19 protein-coding genes are annotated in these 22276 nt (G+C 44.1%); 8 read left to right on the forward strand and 11 right to left on the reverse strand.

Translation table 11 applies throughout. The features are described from left to right. Positions 1–6 precede the first annotated feature (6 nt). The gene (locus AAFX28_RS18640; protein ID WP_408689883.1) at positions 7–537 is read left to right on the forward strand and encodes a DUF2062 domain-containing protein; all 531 of its coding nucleotides are present in this window, start codon (positions 7–9) and stop codon (positions 535–537) included. 113 nt (positions 538–650) lie between these two features. On the opposite strand, the gene lolE is transcribed toward AAFX28_RS18640, so the two are convergent. From lolE to lolC, 3 genes are read right to left on the reverse strand one after another with little or no spacing between them, the layout of a single operon-like run. Further along, complete coding sequence (gene lolE, locus AAFX28_RS18645; RefSeq protein WP_408689885.1) at positions 651–1895, reverse strand: lipoprotein-releasing ABC transporter permease subunit LolE; 1245 nt, start codon at positions 1893–1895, stop codon at positions 651–653. Then, positions 1896–2582, reverse strand: coding sequence for a lipoprotein-releasing ABC transporter ATP-binding protein LolD (gene lolD, locus AAFX28_RS18650; RefSeq protein WP_408689887.1), 687 nt, complete (start codon positions 2580–2582; stop codon positions 1896–1898). It lies immediately after the preceding gene. Continuing rightward, the gene (gene lolC / locus AAFX28_RS18655; RefSeq protein ID WP_408689888.1) at positions 2575–3783 is read right to left on the reverse strand and encodes a lipoprotein-releasing ABC transporter permease subunit LolC; all 1209 of its coding nucleotides are present in this window, start codon (positions 3781–3783) and stop codon (positions 2575–2577) included. The genes lolD and lolC overlap by 8 nt, the downstream gene beginning before the upstream one ends. A gap of 179 nt (positions 3784–3962) precedes the next feature. Here lolC and AAFX28_RS18660 point away from each other — a divergent pair, with 179 nt between their 5' ends. From AAFX28_RS18660 to AAFX28_RS18675, 4 genes are read left to right on the forward strand one after another with little or no spacing between them, the layout of a single operon-like run. After that, positions 3963–4529, forward strand: coding sequence for a PilZ domain-containing protein (locus AAFX28_RS18660; RefSeq protein WP_408689889.1), 567 nt, complete (start codon positions 3963–3965; stop codon positions 4527–4529). Between the two features lie 9 nt (positions 4530–4538). Continuing rightward, entirely contained in the window at positions 4539–8000 is a 3462-nt protein-coding gene (gene mfd / locus AAFX28_RS18665; protein ID WP_408689891.1) for a transcription-repair coupling factor, read from the forward strand. A 51-nt stretch (positions 8001–8051) separates the two neighbouring features. Beyond that, on the forward strand, positions 8052–8825 hold the full coding sequence (locus AAFX28_RS18670) for a peptidoglycan binding protein CsiV (RefSeq protein WP_408689893.1): 774 nt from the start codon (positions 8052–8054) through the stop codon (positions 8823–8825). 32 nt (positions 8826–8857) lie between these two features. Then, positions 8858–9397 carry a GNAT family N-acetyltransferase gene (locus AAFX28_RS18675; RefSeq protein WP_408689894.1) on the forward strand — a complete coding sequence of 180 codons (540 nt, stop codon included), beginning with the start codon at positions 8858–8860 and terminating at the stop codon, positions 9395–9397. Positions 9398–9443: 46 nt separating this feature from the next. On the opposite strand, the gene AAFX28_RS18680 is transcribed toward AAFX28_RS18675, so the two are convergent. From AAFX28_RS18680 to hinT, 7 genes are all read right to left on the reverse strand, one after another. Continuing rightward, a complete protein-coding gene (locus tag AAFX28_RS18680; protein ID WP_408689896.1) occupies positions 9444–10733 on the reverse strand; it encodes an NAD(P)/FAD-dependent oxidoreductase in 1290 nt (429 codons plus the stop codon). A 407-nt stretch (positions 10734–11140) separates the two neighbouring features. Then, entirely contained in the window at positions 11141–11680 is a 540-nt protein-coding gene (gene ycfP / locus AAFX28_RS18685; RefSeq protein ID WP_408689898.1) for an alpha/beta hydrolase YcfP, read from the reverse strand. 101 nt (positions 11681–11781) lie between these two features. After that, positions 11782–12636, reverse strand: coding sequence for a phosphotransferase (locus AAFX28_RS18690; RefSeq protein ID WP_408689900.1), 855 nt, complete (start codon positions 12634–12636; stop codon positions 11782–11784). Between the two features lie 22 nt (positions 12637–12658). Then, the gene (gene lpoB, locus AAFX28_RS18695; RefSeq protein WP_408689902.1) at positions 12659–13249 is read right to left on the reverse strand and encodes a penicillin-binding protein activator LpoB; all 591 of its coding nucleotides are present in this window, start codon (positions 13247–13249) and stop codon (positions 12659–12661) included. Positions 13250–13285: 36 nt separating this feature from the next. After that, a complete protein-coding gene (locus tag AAFX28_RS18700; protein ID WP_408689904.1) occupies positions 13286–13675 on the reverse strand; it encodes a YcfL family protein in 390 nt (129 codons plus the stop codon). Beyond that, entirely contained in the window at positions 13672–15066 is a 1395-nt protein-coding gene (locus AAFX28_RS18705) for a COG3014 family protein (RefSeq protein WP_408689905.1), read from the reverse strand. Before AAFX28_RS18705 ends, AAFX28_RS18700 begins: the two co-directional genes overlap by 4 nt. Positions 15067–15177: 111 nt before the next feature. Then, on the reverse strand, positions 15178–15528 hold the full coding sequence (hinT, locus tag AAFX28_RS18710; RefSeq protein ID WP_408690903.1) for a purine nucleoside phosphoramidase: 351 nt from the start codon (positions 15526–15528) through the stop codon (positions 15178–15180). Between the two features lie 222 nt (positions 15529–15750). Here hinT and AAFX28_RS18715 point away from each other — a divergent pair, with 222 nt between their 5' ends. After that, the gene (locus AAFX28_RS18715; protein ID WP_408689906.1) at positions 15751–17742 is read left to right on the forward strand and encodes a methyl-accepting chemotaxis protein; all 1992 of its coding nucleotides are present in this window, start codon (positions 15751–15753) and stop codon (positions 17740–17742) included. Positions 17743–17884: 142 nt separating this feature from the next. Beyond that, positions 17885–19057: a DUF1887 family protein gene (locus tag AAFX28_RS18720; protein ID WP_408689907.1), complete on the forward strand. Its 1173-nt coding sequence runs from the start codon at positions 17885–17887 to the stop codon at positions 19055–19057. 67 nt (positions 19058–19124) lie between these two features. Here AAFX28_RS18720 and fadR read toward each other — a convergent pair whose 3' ends face one another. Continuing rightward, positions 19125–19964: a fatty acid metabolism transcriptional regulator FadR gene (fadR, locus tag AAFX28_RS18725; RefSeq protein ID WP_408689908.1), complete on the reverse strand. Its 840-nt coding sequence runs from the start codon at positions 19962–19964 to the stop codon at positions 19125–19127. Positions 19965–20634: 670 nt separating this feature from the next. Between fadR and nhaB the strand changes: the two genes are divergently transcribed. Beyond that, positions 20635–22224 carry a Na(+)/H(+) antiporter NhaB gene (nhaB, locus tag AAFX28_RS18730; protein WP_408689909.1) on the forward strand — a complete coding sequence of 530 codons (1590 nt, stop codon included), beginning with the start codon at positions 20635–20637 and terminating at the stop codon, positions 22222–22224. Positions 22225–22276 lie beyond the last annotated feature (52 nt).

Below are 22276 nucleotides of genomic sequence, written 5' to 3' on the forward strand. Positions count from 1 at the left end.
TTCCTTATGCCAAGAAAATTTATCAAACGCTTTATGCCTGACCACGAAGTAATTAAGCGTCAAAAGGCACTAAAGATTTTTGGCAATGTGCTTTATAACCCAAACTTGTGGTGTCTAAATCGACGCTCAGCTGCCGGTGCTTTCGCCGTTGGCCTGTTCATGGCTTTTGTTCCGCTGCCTAGCCAGATGATTATGTCCGCCGGGCTCGCAATTGCCTGTGGCGTCAACTTACCTTTGTCTGTTGCTTTGGTCTGGGTCAGTAACCCAGTGACCATGCCGGTACTCTTTTATTTCGCATATAAAGTTGGGGCTTGGGCTATGCATGTACCGCCGCAACACTTCCACTTTGAGCTTTCTTGGGAATTCATTCTCCACCAGATGAGCACGATTGGTCCTCCATTCCTATTGGGCTGTTTAATCTGTGGTGTGTTGTCAGCAATGCTTGGCTACTTCGGCATAAAAGCACTTTGGCGCTATTCAGTAGTTCGCAGTTGGCAAAAACGCCAAATCAGAATAAAAGGCCTACTGAAGAAGTAAAACGTGGTTTGCTTCGCTCCAACGGAAACATCGCTGTGATGAAACAACGTTGTAAGACAGAAACGAAAAAAGGACCCACGGGTCCTTTTTTTGTACATTTTGATAAGTGTAATCTATTTGGAGCTTAATACGGCTGCCGGATTGAGTTTACTTGCTCGTGATGCTGGATACCAAGTGGCTAACAAACTAAGGACGATCGCCGTGATCGATACTACCGCCACATCAATCGGTTCAATTTGAGACGGCAAGAAATCAACAAAATAGATATCACCGGATAAAAACTTATGTCCAATCAAATTTTCGAGCGTTGAAATCATCGGTGTTAAGTTAAGAGCGACAAGAACACCAATAACACTACCAACTATGCTACCAAAAGCACCGGAGAATACGCCTTGCCATACGAAGATTCGTTTTATGAGGCCATCACTGGCCCCCATTGTTCTCAGAATGGCAATTTCAGCCGCACGATCTTTGACTGCCATCATTAGCGTCGAAACAATATTGAAACTCGCCACGCCAATAACCAACACCATCACCAAGTACATGATGGTTCGAACCAACTGAATATCACGGTACAAAAAACCATATTTCTGCTGCCAGCTACGCAGATAGACATAAACGCTTAGCGTATTGCCCGCTTCTCTCACGATTTGTGTCGCTTCCAGTACGTCAGTTACTTTGATCGCTACACCACTGACACCTTGTCCAAGCTTCGCGTAGTTCTGAGCATCGGCCAGTGGGATGAGTGCCAAGTTATGATCAATTTGGCCATTAAGGGTCAGCAGTCCTGCCACCTTCACCCTAACGCGTTTTGGAGCTTGCACCTTTGTTGTAGCTCCCCCCGTCGGAATCATCAGCGTCAGGTAGTCACCTTTCTCTACGCCCAATAAATCTGCAACACCCTTACCAAGAATCGCCTGTTGCTCACCAGACTTAAAGGAATCCCAGACCGCAGGATCAATAAACTCGCTCAAGTTAGAAACTCGACCTTCTTGTTTCGGGTCAATTCCTCTTACTTCTATCGCCTTGAGTTGTGTTCCCTTTTCCGCCAACGCCGTTAACTTTACGAAAGGTGCAGCTGCTTCTATCTTCGGATGTTTTTCAGCTTGAGTAATCACTTGTTGCCACTCAATAAGTGGCCCTCTTACGCCTTCAAATTCACCATGAGAAATCACCGACAAAACACGATTATTCAATTCACGTTCGAAGCCATTCATCGCAGATAAGCCAATAATGATTACTGCGACACCAACAGCGATACCGATTGTCGAAGACATAGAAATAAACGACACCATTTTGTTTCGTTGCTTTCCACGGCTAAAACGGCGCGCTATAAATTGAGAGAGTGATGAGAACACTTACACCCCCTCAATATTTAATAGTAAGCCGTCTTGCATGTGCAGCTGTCGGTCCATTTTCGCAGCTAATTCTCCATCGTGCGTGACGACAAGAAACGCAGTCTGCGACTCTTGATTAAGTTCGCGCATCAAGTCATAAATAGCGAGTGCCGTTTTATGATCCAAGTTGCCCGTCGGCTCATCGGCCAAAACCAATGCTGGGTTATTCACTAACGCACGCGCGATGGCGACTCGCTGACGCTCACCACCAGATAGTTCCGAAGGGCGGTGATCCAGTCGATGGCTAAGACCTACCTTATCAAGCAGAGCTTTCGCCGCTTGTTTTGCAGAAGACACTTTCGCTCCCCCAATCAGAAGTGGCATCGCAACGTTTTCGATAGCACTAAAGTCAGAGAGAAGATGATGGAACTGATAAACAAAACCTAAATGTTGATTGCGAAGCTTAGCTTGTTTATTTGAACTCAACTTAGCTAAGTCTTGATCGAGAAAAGTAACGTGCCCCTCCGTCGCTTCGTCTAATGCACCTAGTATGTGTAATAGAGTACTTTTACCCGAACCAGAACTACCGATGATTGATGCAAGTTCAGCTCGCTTTAAATCGAAACTCACTCCTTTCAATACTTGAGTATCAAAAGCACCCTCTCGATACGTTTTACAAACGTTGTGACACTGTAGAAGGTTACTCATATCTCAAAGCCTCAGCTGGTTTTACGGACGATGCGCGATAGGACGGGAATAGCGTTGCGACTAGGCTCAGCGCAATCGCCATAACCACAACAATCGTAATTTGAATTGGATTAATTAATACCGGTAACTCTCCACCAACAGAGAAAAGTGCAACACCGGCAGATTCCAAAATAGAATTTAAGTTACTTGCGAGCATAACGCCCAAAGCACCGCCAATCAGCGCACCAATCACACCGCTACTTGCACCTTGAACCATGAAAATAGCCAATACTTGTCGGTCGCTCATTCCTTGAGTTTTTAAAATGGCCACTTCTGATTGTTTTTCCATTACAACCATGATCAAAGCAGAAATGATGTTAAACGCGGCAACACCGATGATGAGACCTAACATTAAACCCATCATGTTCTTTTCCATACGAACAGCTTGGAACAGCTCTCCTCGTTGATCGCGCCAATCTTGCCAATTCCAACCTTCTGGTAAAGATTGCTCACTAAGATCCGCGACAACAAATGGGTCATCAAAGAAAAGTCGCCAACCTGTCATCGTGTCAGGTTTCAAACGCATCAGTTTGCCCGCATCATCAATGTGCGTAAGCATTAGCTGCCCATCAACATCTGACCCAGTGTTATAGATCCCCGCAACAGTAAATAATCTCTGGCTTGGAATACGTCCTAGTGGGGTAAATTGGCTAGCACTCGTCACCATAAGACGTACCTTGTCACCAATAGAGACATCCAATGAACGTGCGAGTGTATGACCAATAAAGATTTGATACTTGCCTGCTTTTAGGTTTTCCAATCGGCCTGCAATGAGGTGTTGCTCTATTGGGTCATTTTCAGATGGCTGAATACCAATCAAAAGACCAGCGCTAAGTTGGCTGGCACTTTGTAATACCGCTTCGCTTTGAACAATCGGTTCAGGGGAGGCAGAATCAGAGAGTAGACGAATAAACTCAGGCGCCTCATCTAAACGCTGTGTCTTACCATCATATTGAGAAACGACGGCTTGAGGAAGTACACCAAGAATTCGCCCCTTGAGCTGCGCTTCAAAGCCATTCATTACCGACAAAACGGTGACCAAAGACATCACACCGATCGTGATGCCCGCTGTCGACATATAAGAGACAAAACGGCTAAACCTATCACCTGATCGCCCTCTTAAGTAGCGCAATCCGATAAAGGTAGAGACTGGATGAAACATAGTAGGAACCAAAGTTAGAGTCTGAAGACCTAATTAATGAGGTTACTCTACCGATTAAATGGCCTTGCGTGTAGTGTTTAATTGCCAATTAGTCGTTAAATTATGTAATAAACAAAGGGATACCTTGATTCCTAGTCAAGTATAACGATAATCAAAGCTATATTAAGAAGGAATCTAGCATGTCAGAACAAGAGTTTTTCACTGTTAACCACGCCATGACAGTGAATGTCGAGCCATTAGCTAAAGGTGAACAGTTTCCTAGCTTTGAGAGCTTTGAAGCAGAAATCCCTGCGCCTTTTCTTGTCGCCAGTGAATTTAGTAACTTAGACATGCTCAACGATAGTGCTCGAGCTGAACTGAAAAACAACGAGTTCAAACATGTTATTCAATTGCTTGATACACAAAACTCAAAGCTCAACCTTCTATTGACCTTCATGCTGTCACAGCAAGACGATGCCTCGTTACGTCATCAAAGCCACTCTTTTGGTGCGAGTCAGTTTAGTTATTACAGCACAGCTCCAGCAGAACTAGGGGCCAAAGTACGCGTAAAGCTTTTTTTAGAACACCCAGCGGCGGCCATATATTGCTATGGACACATTGCGAATATAGAGCAAAAAGAAGAGAAACAGCTCATTACAGTCAAATATGACCTGCTCAGAGATCTTGACCAAGATCTGCTGATAAAAGCCGCTCTGTTCCAGCAGCAAAAATTACTTCGCCAGCGTTCGCTTAACCGCGAGAAATAATCGAATATTATGCCTAACACATCTTTATTTAATCTAGCCTGTGCCAGCGGTGCTGGAGACAAAAAACAAATCGGTAATCTGCAAGGAGCAAGTTTAGCTATCGCTATCTCCGAACTTGCTGCGACTCATAACGCGCATACATTACTTGCAGTACCCGACCCTCAAACAGCATTAAAGCTGTTACAAGAAATTGAACAATTTACAACTCAAGAAGTGTCGCTATTCCCAGACTGGGAAACGCTGCCTTATGACAGTTTTTCTCCGCACCAAGAGATTATTTCTGACCGTATTTCACGTCTGTATCAACTGCCAACACAAAGTAGTGGAATTACTATTGTCCCGGTAAGCACACTACTACAGCGCCAATCTCCTCGCGAGTACTTGATGCAACATACGCTAATGGTCAAAGTGGGCGATTTATTCTCCCTTGAGAAACTGCGTATACAGCTTGAAAAGTCCGGCTATCGACACGTCGACCAAGTATTCGGACCTGGTGAATATGCGAGTCGAGGTTCGATACTCGATCTATTCCCAATGGGCTCTAAAGACCCTTTCCGTATTGATTTCTTTGATGATGAAATTGATACGATCCGAACCTTTGACCCTGAGAATCAGCGCTCTATCGAAGATACTAAAGAAATCCGTCTGCTTCCTGCTCACGAATTCCCAACGTCAGAGAGTGCGATTGAAGATTTTCGTATTCGCTGGCGCCAACGCTTTGAAGCACGACGCGAGCCGGAATCAGTGTACATGCAAGTATCGAAAGGTACTTGGCCAGCAGGTATCGAGTACTGGCAACCACTATTTTTCGAGAAAACAGAAACGCTTTTCGACTATATCCCGGACAATAGCCAGCTTCTAGCGGTTGGAAACCTTGAAGATTCGATTGATACCTTCTTGGCTGATGTAGACTATCGTTATGATCAACGTAAAGTCGATCCTTTGCGCCCGTTACTTCCTCCAGAAGAACTATGGCTGAAAAAAGACGAACTGTTTGCTCAATTTAAATCTCTTCCTCAAGTTCAGCTCTTTGTAGAGCCAGTGAGTGAAAAGCAAGGTCGTTGCAATCCAGATTTATCCCCATTACCCGACTTAGCGGTTCAGCACCAAAACAAAGAACCGATGTCGGCACTACGTCAATTTAGTGAATCGTTTACTGGGAAAATTGTCTTTTCCGTCGAATCTGAAGGTCGTCGTGAAGCACTTCTAGAACTGCTCCAAAGAATCAAACTTCGCCCTGAAGAGTTCGATTGTTTTGAGCAAGCCGTATCTAGCTCAAACAAATTCAGTCTAGTTCTTGGCGCAGCTGAACACGGGTTTATTTATGGCGGCGATAACGTCGCACTTATCTGTGAGAGCGATCTATTGGGTGACCGAGTCATCCAGCGTCGTCGTAAAGATAGAAAAGCGACCAACAGTGACGCAGTTATTCGCAACCTTGCCGAACTTCAACCAGGTCAGCCTGTTGTCCATATCGACCATGGTATTGGTCGCTACATTGGCCTACAAACACTCGAAGCTGGCGGAATGACAACTGAGTACGTCACCCTTGAGTATCAAAACGAAGCAAAGCTCTATGTTCCTGTTGCTTCACTAAATCTAATCAGTCGCTATTCAGGTGGTGCTGAAGACAGTGCTCCAATCCATAAGCTAGGCGGGGAAGCTTGGGCCAAAGCTCGTCGTAAAGCGGCTGAGAAAGTTCGTGATGTCGCGGCTGAGCTGCTCGATGTATACGCCAAACGTGAGCTAAAACCAGGGTACAAGTTTGCGTTAGACAGAGGCCAATACGCCACATTTAAAGCCGGCTTCCCATTTGAAGAAACAGACGATCAGTCTATGGCGATTAACGCTGTCATGTCTGATATGTGCCAAGCAAAAGCGATGGACCGTTTAGTCTGTGGTGATGTTGGTTTTGGTAAAACTGAAGTCGCGATGCGAGCGGCATTTGTTGCCACAGACAACGGCAAACAAGTTGCCGTGCTAGTACCAACGACACTACTCGCCCAGCAACACTTTGAAAATTTCCGTGATCGCTTCGCTAACCTGCCTATTCGTGTTGAAGTACTGTCTCGCTTTAAAACGGCTAAAGAGCAAAAACAGGTTTTACAAGATATCGAAGACGGGAAAGTAGATTTAGTTGTCGGTACACACAAACTACTTTCTAACGATATTAAGTTTAAAGACCTCGGTCTGTTGATTGTCGACGAAGAACATCGATTCGGTGTGCGCCAAAAAGAGAAAATGAAAGCCATGCGTGCTGACGTTGATATTCTTACGCTCACTGCGACGCCAATTCCTCGAACACTCAACATGGCGATGAGTGGCATGCGCGATCTCTCTATTATTGCTACGCCACCAGCAAGACGATTAGCGATCAAAACCTTTGTGAGACAAAGTGATGATGCTGTCGTGCGAGAAGCCGTACTGCGTGAAATAATGCGTGGTGGTCAGGTTTATTTCCTCCATAACCAAGTCGATACCATCGAAAAAGTAGCGGCTGATTTGGAAAAACTGGTCCCAGAGGCGCGTGTAACCGTCGCTCACGGACAGATGCGCGAGCGTGAACTCGAACGCATCATGAATGATTTTTACCATCAACGTTTCAACCTATTAGTGTGTACCACTATCATTGAAACAGGTATTGATGTTCCGACCGCGAACACCATTATTATGGATCGTGCAGACAACCTTGGCTTAGCTCAGTTGCACCAGTTACGTGGCCGTGTAGGTCGTTCTCATCACCAAGCCTACGCATACTTGCTTACTCCCCATCCAAAAGCGATGACTAAGGATGCAATTAAACGTTTGGATGCGATTGCATCACTTGAAGACTTAGGAGCCGGCTTTACTCTTGCGACCCATGACTTAGAAATCCGTGGAGCGGGCGAGCTTCTTGGTGATGAACAAAGCGGTCAAATTCAATCGGTAGGCTTTACCCTATATATGGAAATGCTTGAGCAAGCAGTTGAAGCATTAAAAGAAGGTAAAGAGCCCTCTTTGGACGAACTGCTTCGTGACCAAACTGAAGTAGAGATGCGTATACCAGCACTATTGCCAGATGACTATATTCCAGACATTAACACTCGTTTATCTATGTATAAACAGATCGCTAGTGTCACTAGTGAACAAGAATTAGGTGAGCTGAAAATTGAGCTTATCGACCGATTTGGTTTGTTGCCTGATGCAGCGAAGAATCTACTGTCTGTCGCTCAACTAAAAATAGAAGCAGCCGCTCTGAAGGTGAAAAAGATCGAAGCTCACGACAAAGGTGGCTTTATCGAATTCTATCCAGATGCTGACATTAACCCAATGTATTTGGTTAAACTATTGCAATCTCAACCACAAAAATTCGCAATGGATGGACCAACTAAGTTCAAGTTTACGATACCATTGGTTGATAGACGCAAACGCATTCAATTTGTTAATGACATGTTGGGCGAGTTCCAGCAAAATCTATTACCAAAAGCTTAATAGTTCAAAATATTAAAATAGAGGTACTAAGTGCCTCTTCATGGAGTTGTAATGAAAAAACTGATCCCGCTGTTGCTGATGTTAGTAGCCATGCCTTCTATGGCACAGCGCCAATTCGATATTGAAGTGATCATTTTTAAGCGTGCCGTCGACGCAGAACAAACCGCAGAGTCATGGCCAACTGACTTACCTAAGATCAACTTAGAGCGTGCGGGCTCTTTCTCTGATGCGAGCTATCGCTCAAAGAAAGGCGTGCAAATGCTGCCTTATTCAGCTTATGAGCTAACCGGCGAAGTCGATAAGTTAAAACGCCATGCTGGCTTTGAAGTATTGATGCACAAAGCTTGGCGACAAGGAGACCAAGGCCGATTTGGTGCGCCGACTTTCCATATCGAAGCAGGTAAAGACTTCTCAAATCGCTTTAATCAAGATGGTTCAATGGTTGGCAGCAACACAGAAGACCAAGTGCTTGAAGGCATCACTGAAGAAAGCATTCCTAAGCCTCTTTACCAACTCGATGGTAAACTTCAGATCTACGTAGAGCACTACCTATACGCTGATGTGGAGCTTGACCTTAAAGCACCAAGCGTACGTGAAGTGGTTCTTGAAGAGAATAAGGCACAAGATCTTGATCAGGAAGCGGTAGACCAAGAACAAGTAGTACAAGTGGGTCTAATGGAAGATGTTACACCGATAGTCCACAAAGAAGAGTTCCTTAAGAGCTATCGAATCGACCAAAAACGCCGCATGCGCAGCACAGAAACGCACTACTTGGATCATCCATTACTCGGTATGATCATCCAAGTGCGTCGAGTTAACCAATAACGGTTGGGCCCTCAATTGAGGGCTCTATTTTTATGACGCCAGATTATCAGATCATCACAGCAGACCTTACCCTTCGCTTGATCGAGGTTGAAGAAGCAGAATCTCTGCGCAAGTGTGTCGCTCACTCTCCTAGCCTTCATAAATGGGTAGACTGGTGCCAACCTGATTTTTCAACCGACGATGCAGAAAGATTTATCCTTGCGACGCGGCTCAATTGGGTCAAAGCGCAAGCATATGGGTTTGGCGTTTTTTGCCGTCACTCCGACAGATTAGTAGGTATGGTTGCGATCAATGAAATCTACCACACCTTTAATATGGCAAGTATTGGCTACTGGGTTGCTGATGAGTTCCAAGGCCAGGGGTACGGAAGTAAAGCAGTTACAGCATTAGCCGAATTTTGTTTCGATATGCTAAAGCTCACTCGCATTGAGATCGTATGCGACCCTAACAACATTCCCAGCCAGAAACTCATTGAGCGATGCAATGGAATATTTGAATCCCGGGCTGCGAACCGTTTCATCTTTGATGGTAAGCCAAAAGAAGGGCTTGTCTATTCCATTACTCCAAACTAAAAAAGAGCGCCTAAGCGCTCTTTTTCGTTATGGGTTTTCGCACTGATTAGTGAAGCTTCAGATTCGGGCGAAGCACACGGTTAATGCGTCCCATCAAAATGATTAGGCCAGTCTTAAACATACCGTGCAACGCCATTTGGTGGAGGCGGTATAGTGAAATGTATACAACACGCGCAATACGGCCTTCAACCATCATTGAACCTTTAGTTAGGTTACCCATCAGGCTACCTACGGTAGAGAAACGGCTAAGAGAAACTAGAGAGCCCTTGTCTTTGTACACGTAAGGCTTCATGTCGCGGCCATTCAGCTTAGCGACAATATTCGAAAATGCACAACTTGCCATCTGGTGCGCCGCTTGTGCACGTGGTGGAACAAATGAACCATCTGCTTGGGTACATTGAGCTAAATCACCGATAACGAAGATATTATCATCACGAGTCGTTTGTAGTGTCTCTTTCACAACAAGCTGATTAATGCGGTTAGTTTCAAGACCAGCAATATCTTTGATGAAGTCTGGCGCTTTGATACCTGCTGCCCATACCATGATTTGCGCATCAATCTTGTCGCCATCTTTGGTCACTAGGCCATCTTTTTCAGCTTTGGTTACCATAGTCGCTGTACGAACGTTCACACCTAACTTGGTTAGCTCTTGGTGTGCTGCACTCGAAATACGTGGAGGTAGAGCAGGAAGAATGCGCTCACCTGCTTCAACAAGGTTTACATTCAGCTTGCTTGAGTCTAAGTCACCAAAACCGTACGTACGTAGCTCTTTCACTGCATTGTGCAGCTCAGCTGACAGCTCAACACCCGTTGCACCAGCACCAACGATCGCGATATCAACAGTACCATTACCATTTTTCGCATGCAGTTTTAGGAACTCGTTGTTCATTTCAGTACGGAAACGGTGCGCCTGCTCAGGACTGTCTAGGAAAATACAGTTGTCACGAACACCAGGAGTGTTGAAGTCGTTTGATGTTGAACCAATAGACATAACAAGAATATCGTACTCTAGCTCACGACTAGGCATTAGTAGCTCGCCGTTGTCATCTTTCAGCTCACGCAACTTAATCACTTTGCGTTCACGGTCAATGTCTTCAAGGCTACCCATTTGGAAGTCAAAGTGGTGATTTTTTGCATGAGCACGGTAGCTCAGTGCATCAACACCTTCATCAAGAGAACCCGTTGCTACTTCGTGCAAAAGTGGCTTCCATAAGTGGCTCGCCTTGCGGTCAACCAGTGTTACTTTCGCACGACCTTTACGGCCTAGTGTACGACCTAGCTTAGTCACAAGCTCAAGGCCGCCTGCACCGCCGCCTACTACGATAATTCGTGTCACAGCTACATTCCTCAAAAAAGTTAATAAATGTGTTTCGACATGGCTTTTAACCACATCGATAAAATTCTGATCTTTTTATTCAGTCAGCTTCCTAATTGGAATCGATGACTAGTAGAGGTGTGGTTCGATATACGACACGCTTATTGGATAACAATGCCTTATGGCTAAGAACTAATCTGCAACATGATTAGTTAACAATGGGTAAGCTTTTCACTCACTCTCAATTTTTTTTGATATTTATCAAAAAATTTATAGTAAAGTCATTATATAGGGCTAAATACGCTTAGCAACTAAAGATTGCGCTAATCTCACCTAAACTTGTAAGGAATTTCACTGGATTGAACAATAAAAAAGCGACGTTAATAAATAACATCGCTTTTAAGTAACCTTGGTAAGCTAAGAAGACTTTATGCGTTTTTGAACGCTTTCATCGTTTGCAGGTGTTGGGAGATTTTCTTGAACTTGTGAGTTTGTGTCTCGTCCCAAATAATATCGTAGTAGTCTTCTAGTTCAGCCGCTGTATTACTGTTGTTGTGAATCTCATCTTCTTTAGAGAGGATCACTAAGCAACGCCCTTTATTTTTGGTTCGGAATTCAGACACACATTTCGTTGCGATATCTTCGTACTCTTCAGGGCGATCGATACGACCTTCCATGTTACGCGCCGGATGCAAATTAGGATTGAAGATAACTTGCTTAATGCCGCATAAAAAACCAATTCTCTCAGACCAGAAACCACCAAGTCCAACACCACAGATGATCGGCTCTTTGTCGTCTGATTGCTCAATCACTTTATGTACTTCTTTAAGTAAATGCTGCATGTCGTGCTTTGGGTGAAGTGTGCTGTAGTTTACAAATCGCACATCATCATCAATGAATTGCAACTGAAGTATTTTTTCGTGATTGCCTGGGCTTGTTGAATCAAAACCGTGTAAATAAATAATCATCGTATAATCCCCCGATCCTTGTGAGCTTAATCTACCATGAAAAATAAGGTTTAAAAGCAACAGGCTAGAGATAAGCCGCCCCGATGCATCAAACAGTGATCTTAGCTACAAAATGCTTCTTGGAGCTTTTTCGCTTGGGTTAAATATTGTTCATCACCCCAAAGCTGATAAGCCAGCAAATACCATAACATTGCCATCATGGTTGCCCTTGGTTTCCACGCCATCACACCTTCTACCCAATCATCAACCCCTTCTATTTCACGTAGCTGACAGTATCGGTAAACGGCTTCCAATGGTTTTTCATCCATGACATCGATACTTAAGGTTAAATCTAATCTCGGGTCCGCCAAAGCTGCATATTCCCAGTCGATAACCTTATTCCCCTGCTCTGTTTTGACCATGTTGTAACCAGCAAGATCAAAGTGACAAAGAGAGAGGCCTACATCCGCTAAGTTTGGAGCAGTCCGCCATCGATTGTAGATTGAAGCGTATGGTTCAACTTTGTGCTCATCAGACAACAACATCCAATAGTGGTCAACTCGAGCGGTATAGTTAAAAGGAGCCACTGGAACACGTTGGGTATCTAGGTCGTGGATTTTGATCATGGTTTTGAGCAGAGAATCAAAACTCAACTCATCGGTTAAAGAGATGCCTTCAATCCAATCAACAAGAAGCCCTTGTTCATTGATATGGATAGGCGATGGAGAGAGATGGCTTGCCTCTATCGCAGATAGGATTTGATATTCTTGAAAACGTGAGATTGAAAAGGCTTTGGTAATATGTGTGACAGGACGCCACACATACGATTTGCCATCAGTCGTGACGACCTTCCAGCAACGGTTTGTGAGTCCCCCAGTCAGTGTTTGAGCATAGTCTGGGGGAATAGAGAAAAAGTGTTCTAGCGACAATAATGAACGGTCAAGGTGACAAGCTTCACTCCAAGACATTCTCGCCATAGTTCACTCCTTCCCTCTCAAATTAAAGACCTAAGAAACTCTTAGACTCTTGTTTACGGATCTCAGTTTCATCTGCCCATTCAATAAGACCTGTTTCTAGGTCCATTAGACGCATCGTCATCTTGTAGTAAACATCTTTGTCACTACCGGCGTTTTTAGCGATGCTTGATAGGTTGCCGTACAACATGTATTCAGCACCTACCATCTTACCAAACTGAATAGCAGTGCTTTGGTTCACTAGCTCATCATTGTTTTGGAAGTTAAGTTGGTCACGTACTGATTCCACGCGGTCCATGTCGACAAAACGGAACTTACCAGAGTTCAGCATTTTTGTGCTGATACTATCTGTGATCGATTCTGTATCAATATGTTCGCTAGTTTTGTTCTTGATACGCTCTACGAAAACAATTGGTCGTGAATCACGAGTGATTGCAGCCACTGAGCCTGACATCATCATGCTATCAACCATTTCACCAGCGATTTTCTGTAAGTCAGTTGAACCAAAATCGATTGTTGTAGTTTCAACAGCTTGAGCATCCCCGTAGCTCACTTGGTTCGAACAACCACCCAGTACAACAGCCAAACCAAGTAATGCGATTACACTTTTTTTCATTGTTGGTTCCTTAAATTTTCCTTTATTACTTCTTAATTAGTTATCTAGTTGACGAATCTGAACACGGAACTGCGTGCCATTCGGGTTGATAGATACTTCCGATAGTGCGATTTCTTCAGTACCTCGAACAATCGCTTGTTTCCATGGGCTTAGCTTAGTATTTACTTCCAAACCCTGATCGTCATACCAATAAAAACGGTACTGTACATATTGGTCACCGCTGTATTGACTTACGAGTCTTACAACGCCACGAGCTCGACCATCAACTTCGCTCGTAGCAATATCTTCAATCTTCAAACGCCCTGCCAGAACGTTGTCACCAAAAATGACAGTTTGGGATGCGCCATCAATACGCAATCCAGCAGTGTTATCGGCACAACCTAATAGCGCCAGTGCTGTCATCAGCGAAATAAGCCATTTTTTCATCGTATGTTTCCTAACTGTTTATGCCAAATTATGGCATTGTTTCCTTGGCGAGAAAGCCAGACTAATGCGGTTTGCCCTGATTCAACATTGAACGTATAAGGCTGACCATTGATCATTATGCTTTGCTCTCCGGGCTGAACAACTGCGCTCGCACTGTAGATCTCTCCTGGTAATGTTAACCAGCTTCTTGTGTCCGGCTGTTCAGTTAATGTATTCCAGACATTAAAAATTAGATTACCAACATCATCACCCTGTGCAGCTTCTTTCCTTAACCTGTCTTTTGCCCAAACTCGTAATGCCTGCCTGATAATAATATTTGGCATCCGCTCAGATAAATCCTGCTGTGCCATCAGGTTTACATCACTCAACATATCAGAGTTAAGTGTACGACTATTAAGCGTGAGTGGACTAAAGGTCTGCACACGCTTCTCTGGGTAATATGGCAACGAAATACTGTACCAAGCACCGTTTCCACGACTGTCATATAGAGGTAAAGCTTGCTTCCACCCCTGCAGCGCTTCAACAACGCCACGCTCATCAATGACAATTACGCGGCTTTTATCTTGTGTTAAATAGCTTGCTTTACCGTATCGCTTCTCAAGTTTATCTAGGTCTTCTCGCATGCCTAAGCGCTTCGCTACACGTTTGGTGCCATCGATAACTTGTTGGTTTTCAGGCATTACCGCTAACGCTCTTCGGTAATCAACGTAAGCACTATTTAGATCTCGGTCTGCTTCATACAAAAGCGCTGAAAGATAGAGCAAGTAGCCATTTTGAACAGCTTGCAATTTTTGGCCCGCATCCGGGTAATTTGACAAGACGCTGCCTAGATTTGGCGTTAAACCCTGCTGCTCCATCTGATTTTGGGCTGACTCAAGCTCTTTCTCTCTATCTTTACGAGCTTGCTCTTGCACTTGGTTAGCACGACGCATTTCAATCAAGGCACCTTCCAAGTCATTGTCTTGTAGATAATTGAGCCCCAGATAGAGATGAAGAAAACCAAGTTCGTAGTCTGCTGGCTGATAAGTCTTCAAGTTGTCGTTGACGGCCAATGCCCCCAAGCTCATCGCACTTTCAGAAAGAGACACTGTCGCTTGATCTTGCTGGGTTCTAACTGCTCGATCACCGTCTTCAAACGCAGATTTACTTTCAACGTACTGCTGATTAAGCAAATACACTCGGCCTTTCTCAAAATTATCAAGAATATCGCCAGCAACTTCTTCAGGCAGTAATGACTCCGCTTGCTGATAATCGCCACTTCTCACCTTTTGGTGCAGTTCGTTATTTTGAGCACTGTAATGGCTAAACAGATTACCGGCGGATAGGTTGGCACATGCAGAAAGTACTAACGTGCTGCCTATGACGAGTGCGAGTCGAATGTGTTTGTGCACTTCGTACTCCATAGTTTTCGCTAGAGCATAGTCAGAACAACTATGCTCAACATTTATGATTGGTTAAGACAACATACCCTTCAATTCGTTCGATACTGCCTTAACCATAGCTTAGCTCATTAGCATTGGACCTAACGGGCGGCCGCCAACTAGGTGCATGTGGATATGGTAAACCTCTTGACCACCGTGCGAATTGCAGTTGACGATCAGGCGGTAACCATCTTCATCGATACCTTCATCTTTCGCTAACTTGCGCGCAACAGTAAACATACGACCCATAACAAGCTCGTCTTGCTCTTCAATGTCATTGACCGTTGGGATTAGCTTATTTGGGATGATCAAAATGTGACTTGGAGCACGAGGGTTGATGTCTCTAAATGCAGTGACTAGGTCATCTTGATAAACAACATCTGCTGGGATTTCTTTACGAATGATTTTACTGAAAATGGTTTCTTCAGCCATGAAGCGCTCCATCGATACGGTTTTATTGATTGATTTCATTCGAGTATGCGCCAAGCTTCGCAAAATCACAATAAAAAACAGTGTTCATTTGTTTTAAACAGCATCCGGTCATGAACACCAAGCTAATTTTGTATTGTGCGTCATAAAATGCGTGTCTCGTTATCAATACAATGAGCCTCTTTTTGTTAATTTTCTAAGAAATTATAAGTTAGGGAGAGATCCATGAAGGGCTCAGTGATAAAGCGTATGTACGCTGGCTTTGCATTGATCATAATAATGTTCATCATCACCACCTTGATGATGATGCGAGGAATGCAACAGATTCACCAGAACTTTGAAGGTGTTTCTAATACTTCATTACCATTGGTATCACAATCAAACCACACCAGTGTAGCGCTACTATCAGCAGATAAGCTGTTCAAAGATTTTTTGACCACGCAAAGCTTCGAACGTATGGATCAGCTGTCTAGCCAATTCGAGCAAATGCAGCTCGCCTATAACCAACAATTGACCCAACTAGAACAAGTCAGTGCCAACCAACCTGAATTGACGGATTCAATCGCTCAGTTGAAAGAGATGGAAGTGAATTACTTCAGTGAAGCGATCCAAGCGATGGGTAACTACCGTGCAATGTTCGAAGCTCAAGCACAAGTACAGAAGTCGACGCGTCAATTCCAACGCCTTCATTCCGAGCTGAGCCTAGGCATGAAAGAATATGTGGACGACCAAAGCAGTATCTCAGTTAAAGTTATGGCAAAGAGCTACTTCATTAAGCTAAAAGATGCGGAAATGATTACCTCTGATGCGCTTGCAAGTAGTGATACCAATTTTGTTGCTGAGGCTGTTGCTAAAAACAAAAAAGCCGTTACTCACCTCAACTACGCGTATCGTGGCTTAACGACACAAATGCCTGAGATAAAAAAAGCGTTTGATGAATCAGTCCAGCAGTTCACAACCGATGTCGGCAAAAAAGGTGGCGTGCTTGATCAGCATAGTAACTATCTACAAGCCAAAGACGCGCTGTATGCCAATATCGCCAACCTTACAGAACAAGTGGATGCAACCAGCGCTCTACTCGCTTCATTTAGTGAAGTGGCAGAACAAGGTTTAAGTTTGTCTCTTATTGAGGCAGGAGAAGTCTATGAACAAGGAGTTGTGCGTTCTGTCTCGATAGGTGCTGTCGTAATCTTAATGGCACTTGCGATTGGTTACCATATTGCACACAGCGTGCGCGAGCCATTAACTCGCATTCTTCGCACCCTAGAGTCTTTGACTGAAGGAGATATGACCCAACGTATCGATATACGTTACAACAACGAATTCAGTCGAGTTAGCCATCATATCAACTCTCTTGCGGACAACTTACACGGAATATTGGTCGAACTAAACGACGCTTCAGATAACCTCACGCATACCGCGTCGACAAACCAATCGACCTCATCAAATGCGCAATCGCAATTGAGCCAACAACGTGAACAAACTGCAAATGTTGCAACGGCTATGACCGAGATGGCTCATTCAGTCCAAGAAGTAGCCCAAAGTGCGCAAAGCTCACAACAAATGGTTGAGCAAGTCGAGATCGCATCAGAATCTGGACGCCAAATTATGGGAACGAATATCTCTACCATCAACCAACTTGAAACTCGCCTGAATCAGTCTGTTGATGCCGTTAAAGACCTGCAAGCGATGAGCAGCCAAATTGGCAGTATCTTAGATGTTATTCGCAACATTGCTGAGCAGACTAACCTACTAGCACTAAACGCAGCGATCGAAGCCGCACGCGCTGGTGAACAAGGCCGAGGATTTGCCGTTGTTGCGGATGAGGTACGTGTCCTCGCACAACGTACCACTGAATCAACCTCTGAAATCGAAAATATGATCAGTAACCTGCAAAGTAGTTCTGCATCAGCGAATAAAGTCATTCAAAGTTGTAAAGATGATATGGAACTTTCCGTTACTCAGGCCTCAAGTGCCAATAGTGCGATGGAAGAGATTCAAGGTCTGATTATGGAGATCAGTCAGATGAGTGGACATATCTCTCAAGCCGCCGCTGAACAGAGTGAAACGACCAATGACATTGCTCGGAATATTGAAGAGATAAACCTAATCGCTGATGCAAGTTATCAGGCAATGGCTGAGATTGCTCAAACCAGTTCAAATCTGTCATCTCTAGCAAATCAACAAGGCGAGTTAGTGCATCGATTTAAGCTATGAACGTCAGAAAACGGTAATTAATTGAGTTTGGGCGACTATTTTCTATAGTCGCCCTTGTTTTTTATAACCCGTGTCATTATATGGTTTATAGGCTTGCCCATTTTTTTCGACTCTTTTTGCAAGCCAATCATGAGGAATTGTTATGGCCGTTCATGTTGGCATTATAGACCAAGACCCGATACGCCTAGTTACCCCGCTACTCGACAATCGCACTATAAGCGATCATATCGTATTCATTGGAGTGGCATCTCAGGAAGATATGTATCTTCGCCTCCACAGCGTATTAAGCAAAAGAAATATCACATCGGAGTTTTTTCAAATTCCCAATGTGGCAAATACTTCCAAGATTAAGCAAGCCATTATCACACTTGCAGAAGACCTGACCGCTCGCGGTGAAGATGTAAAACTAAACGCAAGCTGTGGATTGCGTCATCGACTGTTGTCTGTTTACGAAGTATTTCGCACTTACCATTGGCCAATTTTCGTCGTAGAGCCTAATAGCGACCGTTTATGCTGGCTCTACCCTGATGGTAAAGAAGACTCACAAGTTGAAGATCGTATCACCATTGACGATTACCTTACGGTATTTGGGGCTCGTGGCGAGTTTAACGAACATGAATTGCCACCTCAGCTCGACCAGAAGCTTTATGAACTTGGTGAACGTTGGGCGAGTAACGCCCTTGAGCTTGGTCCAGGGCTTGCGACACTTAACTACCTTGCCACAACGTGCCGTAAAGAACAGAAGTTGGATGTCGAGCTGTCTGAGAAGCAACAAGGCTATCGCGAGCTAAACACGCTTCTTACTGATTTGGTCGAAGCGGACATCGCTACCTATGACAATGGCATTCTTACCTTTGCTAACGAAGACGCAAGACGTTTTTCTAATGGTGAATGGCTAGAGACTTTAGTACACAGCACGGTGCGTCAGATCCAACAGCAAATGCCGACAATTCAAGACCGCTCGCTCAATGTTCAAGTTTATCGCCAACTGGGAGATAGAGAAGTACGCAACGAGCTCGATGTCGCTTCTGTTGTTAACAACAAGCTTCACATCATTGAATGTAAAACCAAAGGAATGCGTGATGATGGTGATGACACACTCTACAAGTTAGAGTCGCTGCGTGACCTGTTAGGAGGCCTGCAAGCGCGTGCTATGCTGGTTAGCTTCCGTCCGCTTCGTCATAACGATATCACCCGCGCAGAAGACCTTGGGCTTGCTTTGATTGGGCCTGACGAACTTAAAGATCTAAGAACGCACCTAGCGAACTGGTTTAATGAAGCAGGCGGCCGAGAAGACGAACTGGCTGACTGTTAGTTAAAACCATTTAGTTTAGACATAAAAAAACCGCCGTTTAGGCGGTTTTTTTATTTGAACAAGATGATTAGCTGTCGTCTTCAGTGAAGTTGGTTGGCAGTGTCGTCTTCATCTGGTTCCAGATTGTTGCACTCTGCAAGCCATAGTTACGTACCACGATAAGAATCGCATCACGATTACCCGTTTCACATACTTCGAGCAAATCGCGGTAAAACTGAAGTGCTAGCTCACGAGCTTCTGGGTTTGAGAAATAGTAACTACCTACACGATCGTACAGCTTTTTAAGACCATTAAAGATCAGACCGTAGATTTGGTTTCCAGAATGGAACGCAAGGCGTTGGAATAACATGTAGTCGTAAAAGTTAAACGTCTTAGCAATCAGGGTAGCTTGACGCTTAAGCTCATCTTTTTCACCATCATCTTTCACATGTTGACGAATTTTCTCAGCGTAAGGAGAAGACTCCATAAACACATCCCAAGAATCCGCGGCAACTAGCGCTTCACATGAGGAAATAACATTGGTGATGGTCTTCTCAGAACTTTCTTTATTCGCTTTAAATGCATAGCGCATAAAGATTGGGCTGATGTTAGTACGTGCTGCAAGTAAATCTTCTACGATTGACGTCGCGTTGTCCGCATCTAAGGTCATCAATGTGTCTAAGATATGCAGACCTGATGTTTCCATAAACTGGTTTACGCGAGTTGGTTTACCATGTTGGATAGTCAGCCAACCATCACGGGCTAGACGCTGTAATACTTCTCGTAAAGTTGTGCGAGTTACGCCAATTAGTTCAGAGAGCTCACGTTCTGCTGGTAAGATTGAACCAGGTGGGAATCTGCCTTTCCAAATACTCTCGATAATGTATTTTTCTGCAAATCCTGCTGGGCTCTTTGCCTTAATGACCATTTATATTTATCCAGTCTTCTATTTTTCGGGTCTAATTAACTCATCATACCACTAGTTTTCACATATCGGAAACCGCCACACAAGAAACATGGCACCAAACACCATTAGAGTTAGAGCTCTAATTTGGCATCAATTTTATTGACCAAATATGGAGGGTGAAACAGCTTCATTTCAAACTTTAACAAAATGTAAACACGCGACACACCCCACCCCCTTTAGGGTTATACGCAAAAGGTAAGTTTGTAAATTTGCAAAATTAAACTGCCATTTTCATGCAATATAATTACATATTCTTTCTTATTCTAACGTTTCAAAGCTAGGCCTACATTAACCGTTGTTTTTCACAACTCTTATGCTATGTTTACGCCACTTTGATCGCGTTTTTCAACAAAAGTCACTTAATAAAATCACAACAATCAGTTTATCGTTGACTAAATTCTGTTGAAGAGTAGAGTGGCGGCCAAAGTAAGGAGTGCTTGTCTTTCTCAGGGAGTGACTTGGCAAGACCACATGATCGTAAACGCAATGTTGTTTTTCTAAGTCACTGTTGAATCGGGTTCATTTCCTGCTAGCTAGCCAATGGGCAGGAGCTAGGAATTACACAATTTCCGGTTAATGAATTCAAGCGCACACAGTGTCTATTCATAACAACATTAAGAGTATCTAGATCATGCCGATGTCACTCGGAAATGCATTTATTAAGAACTTTCTTGGTAAAGCTCCAGATTGGTATAAAGTTGCCATCATATCTTTCCTAATTATCAACCCTTTTGTCTTCTTCTTAGTTGATCCTTTTGTTGCAGGCTGGCTGCTTGTTGCTGAGTTTATTTTTACTCTTGCTATGGCGCTAAAATGTTACCCTCTTCAACCAGGCGGCTTACTCGCCATTGAGGCCATTGCGATAGGCATGACCAGTGCCGACCAAGTAAAACATGAACTCGTCGCTAACATCGAAGTTCTATTACTATTAGTCTTCATGGTTGCTGGCATCTACTTTATGAAGCAGTTGCTTCTATTCATTTTCACTAAGATATTGCTTGGTATTCGCTCGAAAAGCATGCTGTCACTAGCATTCTGTTTCGCTGCTGCATTCCTTTCAGCTTTCCTTGACGCTCTAACGGTTATTGCCGTTGTTATCAGCGTTGCGGTTGGCTTCTATGCTATTTACCACAAAGTAGCTTCAGGCCAAGGGCCGCATTCATCACACGACCACACTCAAGATGACCACCTATCTGAGCTAACTCGTGATGACTTAGAAAACTACCGCGCGTTCTTACGTTCTCTGCTTATGCACGCAGGTGTAGGTACGGCACTAGGTGGTGTAATGACGATGGTTGGTGAACCGCAAAACTTAATCATTGCTGACCAAGCAGGTTGGCAATTTGGTGAGTTCATCATCCGTATGCTGCCTGTAACAGCACCAGTATTCGTATGTGGTTTGATGACATGTGTAATTGTCGAAAAGCTAAAAGTATTCGGTTACGGTGCTCGCTTACCTGAAAACGTTCGTCAAATCCTAGTCGATTTTGATCGCGAAGAGCGTAAAAGCCGCACTAAGCAAGACATCGCTAAGCTTTGGGTACAAGGTATCATCGCAGTTTGGCTAATTGTCGGCCTTGCACTTCACTTAGCAGCTGTTGGTCTAATCGGCTTGTCAGTTATTATTCTTGCAACGGCATTTACTGGTGTGATTGAAGAGCACTCCATGGGTAAAGCGTTTGAAGAGGCGCTGCCATTCACCGCTCTACTTGCGGTATTCTTCGCAGTTGTAGCGGTAATCATCGACCAACAACTATTTAAGCCAGTTATCGATGCTGTATTGCACGTGGAAGACAAAGGCACGCAACTAGCCTTGTTCTACGTCGCTAACGGTGTTCTATCAATGGTATCGGATAACGTATTCGTCGGTACTGTTTACATCAATGAAGTTAAAACGGCTCTTGTTGAGGGTGTCATTACTCGTGACCAGTTCGACTTGCTTGCTGTTGCAATCAACACAGGTACGAACCTACCTTCAGTTGCAACACCAAACGGTCAAGCAGCGTTCCTATTCTTGCTAACGTCTGCGCTCGCTCCGTTAATCCGACTATCTTACGGCCGCATGGTTATCATGGCGCTGCCATACACAGTTGTATTAGCTACAGTTGGTCTAGCAGGTATCGTGTTCTTTGTTGAGCCAATGACAGCATGGTTCTACGAAGCAGGTTGGATTTCAGCTCACGTTGGTGATGCGGTTCAAGCGGTGTCTAGCGGACATTAATTCAATAAAAACTAAATTTATTAGTTGATACTGAAACTTTTCCAAGATAAAA

Source organism: Vibrio sp. TBV020 (genome assembly GCF_046056895.1).
GTDB lineage: Bacteria > Pseudomonadota > Gammaproteobacteria > Enterobacterales > Vibrionaceae > Vibrio.

What these genes read in the sequence shown, in the direction of transcription:
- fadR (WP_408689908.1), bottom strand. Translation starts at nt 19,964, where the DNA reads ATGGTCATTAAGGCAAAGAGCCCAGCAGGATTTGCAGAAAAATACATT.
- AAFX28_RS18640 (WP_408689883.1), top strand. Translation starts at nt 7, where the DNA reads ATGCCAAGAAAATTTATCAAACGCTTTATGCCTGACCACGAAGTAATT.
- mfd (WP_408689891.1), top strand. Translation starts at nt 4,539, where the DNA reads ATGCCTAACACATCTTTATTTAATCTAGCCTGTGCCAGCGGTGCTGGA.
- AAFX28_RS18715 (WP_408689906.1), top strand. Translation starts at nt 15,751, where the DNA reads ATGAAGGGCTCAGTGATAAAGCGTATGTACGCTGGCTTTGCATTGATC.
- lpoB (WP_408689902.1), bottom strand. Translation starts at nt 13,249, where the DNA reads ATGAAAAAAAGTGTAATCGCATTACTTGGTTTGGCTGTTGTACTGGGT.
- ycfP (WP_408689898.1), bottom strand. Translation starts at nt 11,680, where the DNA reads ATGATTATTTATTTACACGGTTTTGATTCAACAAGCCCAGGCAATCAC.
- AAFX28_RS18670 (WP_408689893.1), top strand. Translation starts at nt 8,052, where the DNA reads ATGAAAAAACTGATCCCGCTGTTGCTGATGTTAGTAGCCATGCCTTCT.
- hinT (WP_408690903.1), bottom strand. Translation starts at nt 15,528, where the DNA reads ATGGCTGAAGAAACCATTTTCAGTAAAATCATTCGTAAAGAAATCCCA.
- lolD (WP_408689887.1), bottom strand. Translation starts at nt 2,582, where the DNA reads ATGAGTAACCTTCTACAGTGTCACAACGTTTGTAAAACGTATCGAGAG.
- nhaB (WP_408689909.1), top strand. Translation starts at nt 20,635, where the DNA reads ATGCCGATGTCACTCGGAAATGCATTTATTAAGAACTTTCTTGGTAAA.
- AAFX28_RS18660 (WP_408689889.1), top strand. Translation starts at nt 3,963, where the DNA reads ATGTCAGAACAAGAGTTTTTCACTGTTAACCACGCCATGACAGTGAAT.
- AAFX28_RS18690 (WP_408689900.1), bottom strand. Translation starts at nt 12,636, where the DNA reads ATGGCGAGAATGTCTTGGAGTGAAGCTTGTCACCTTGACCGTTCATTA.
- lolC (WP_408689888.1), bottom strand. Translation starts at nt 3,783, where the DNA reads ATGTTTCATCCAGTCTCTACCTTTATCGGATTGCGCTACTTAAGAGGG.
- AAFX28_RS18700 (WP_408689904.1), bottom strand. Translation starts at nt 13,675, where the DNA reads ATGAAAAAATGGCTTATTTCGCTGATGACAGCACTGGCGCTATTAGGT.
- AAFX28_RS18675 (WP_408689894.1), top strand. Translation starts at nt 8,858, where the DNA reads ATGACGCCAGATTATCAGATCATCACAGCAGACCTTACCCTTCGCTTG.
- AAFX28_RS18720 (WP_408689907.1), top strand. Translation starts at nt 17,885, where the DNA reads ATGGCCGTTCATGTTGGCATTATAGACCAAGACCCGATACGCCTAGTT.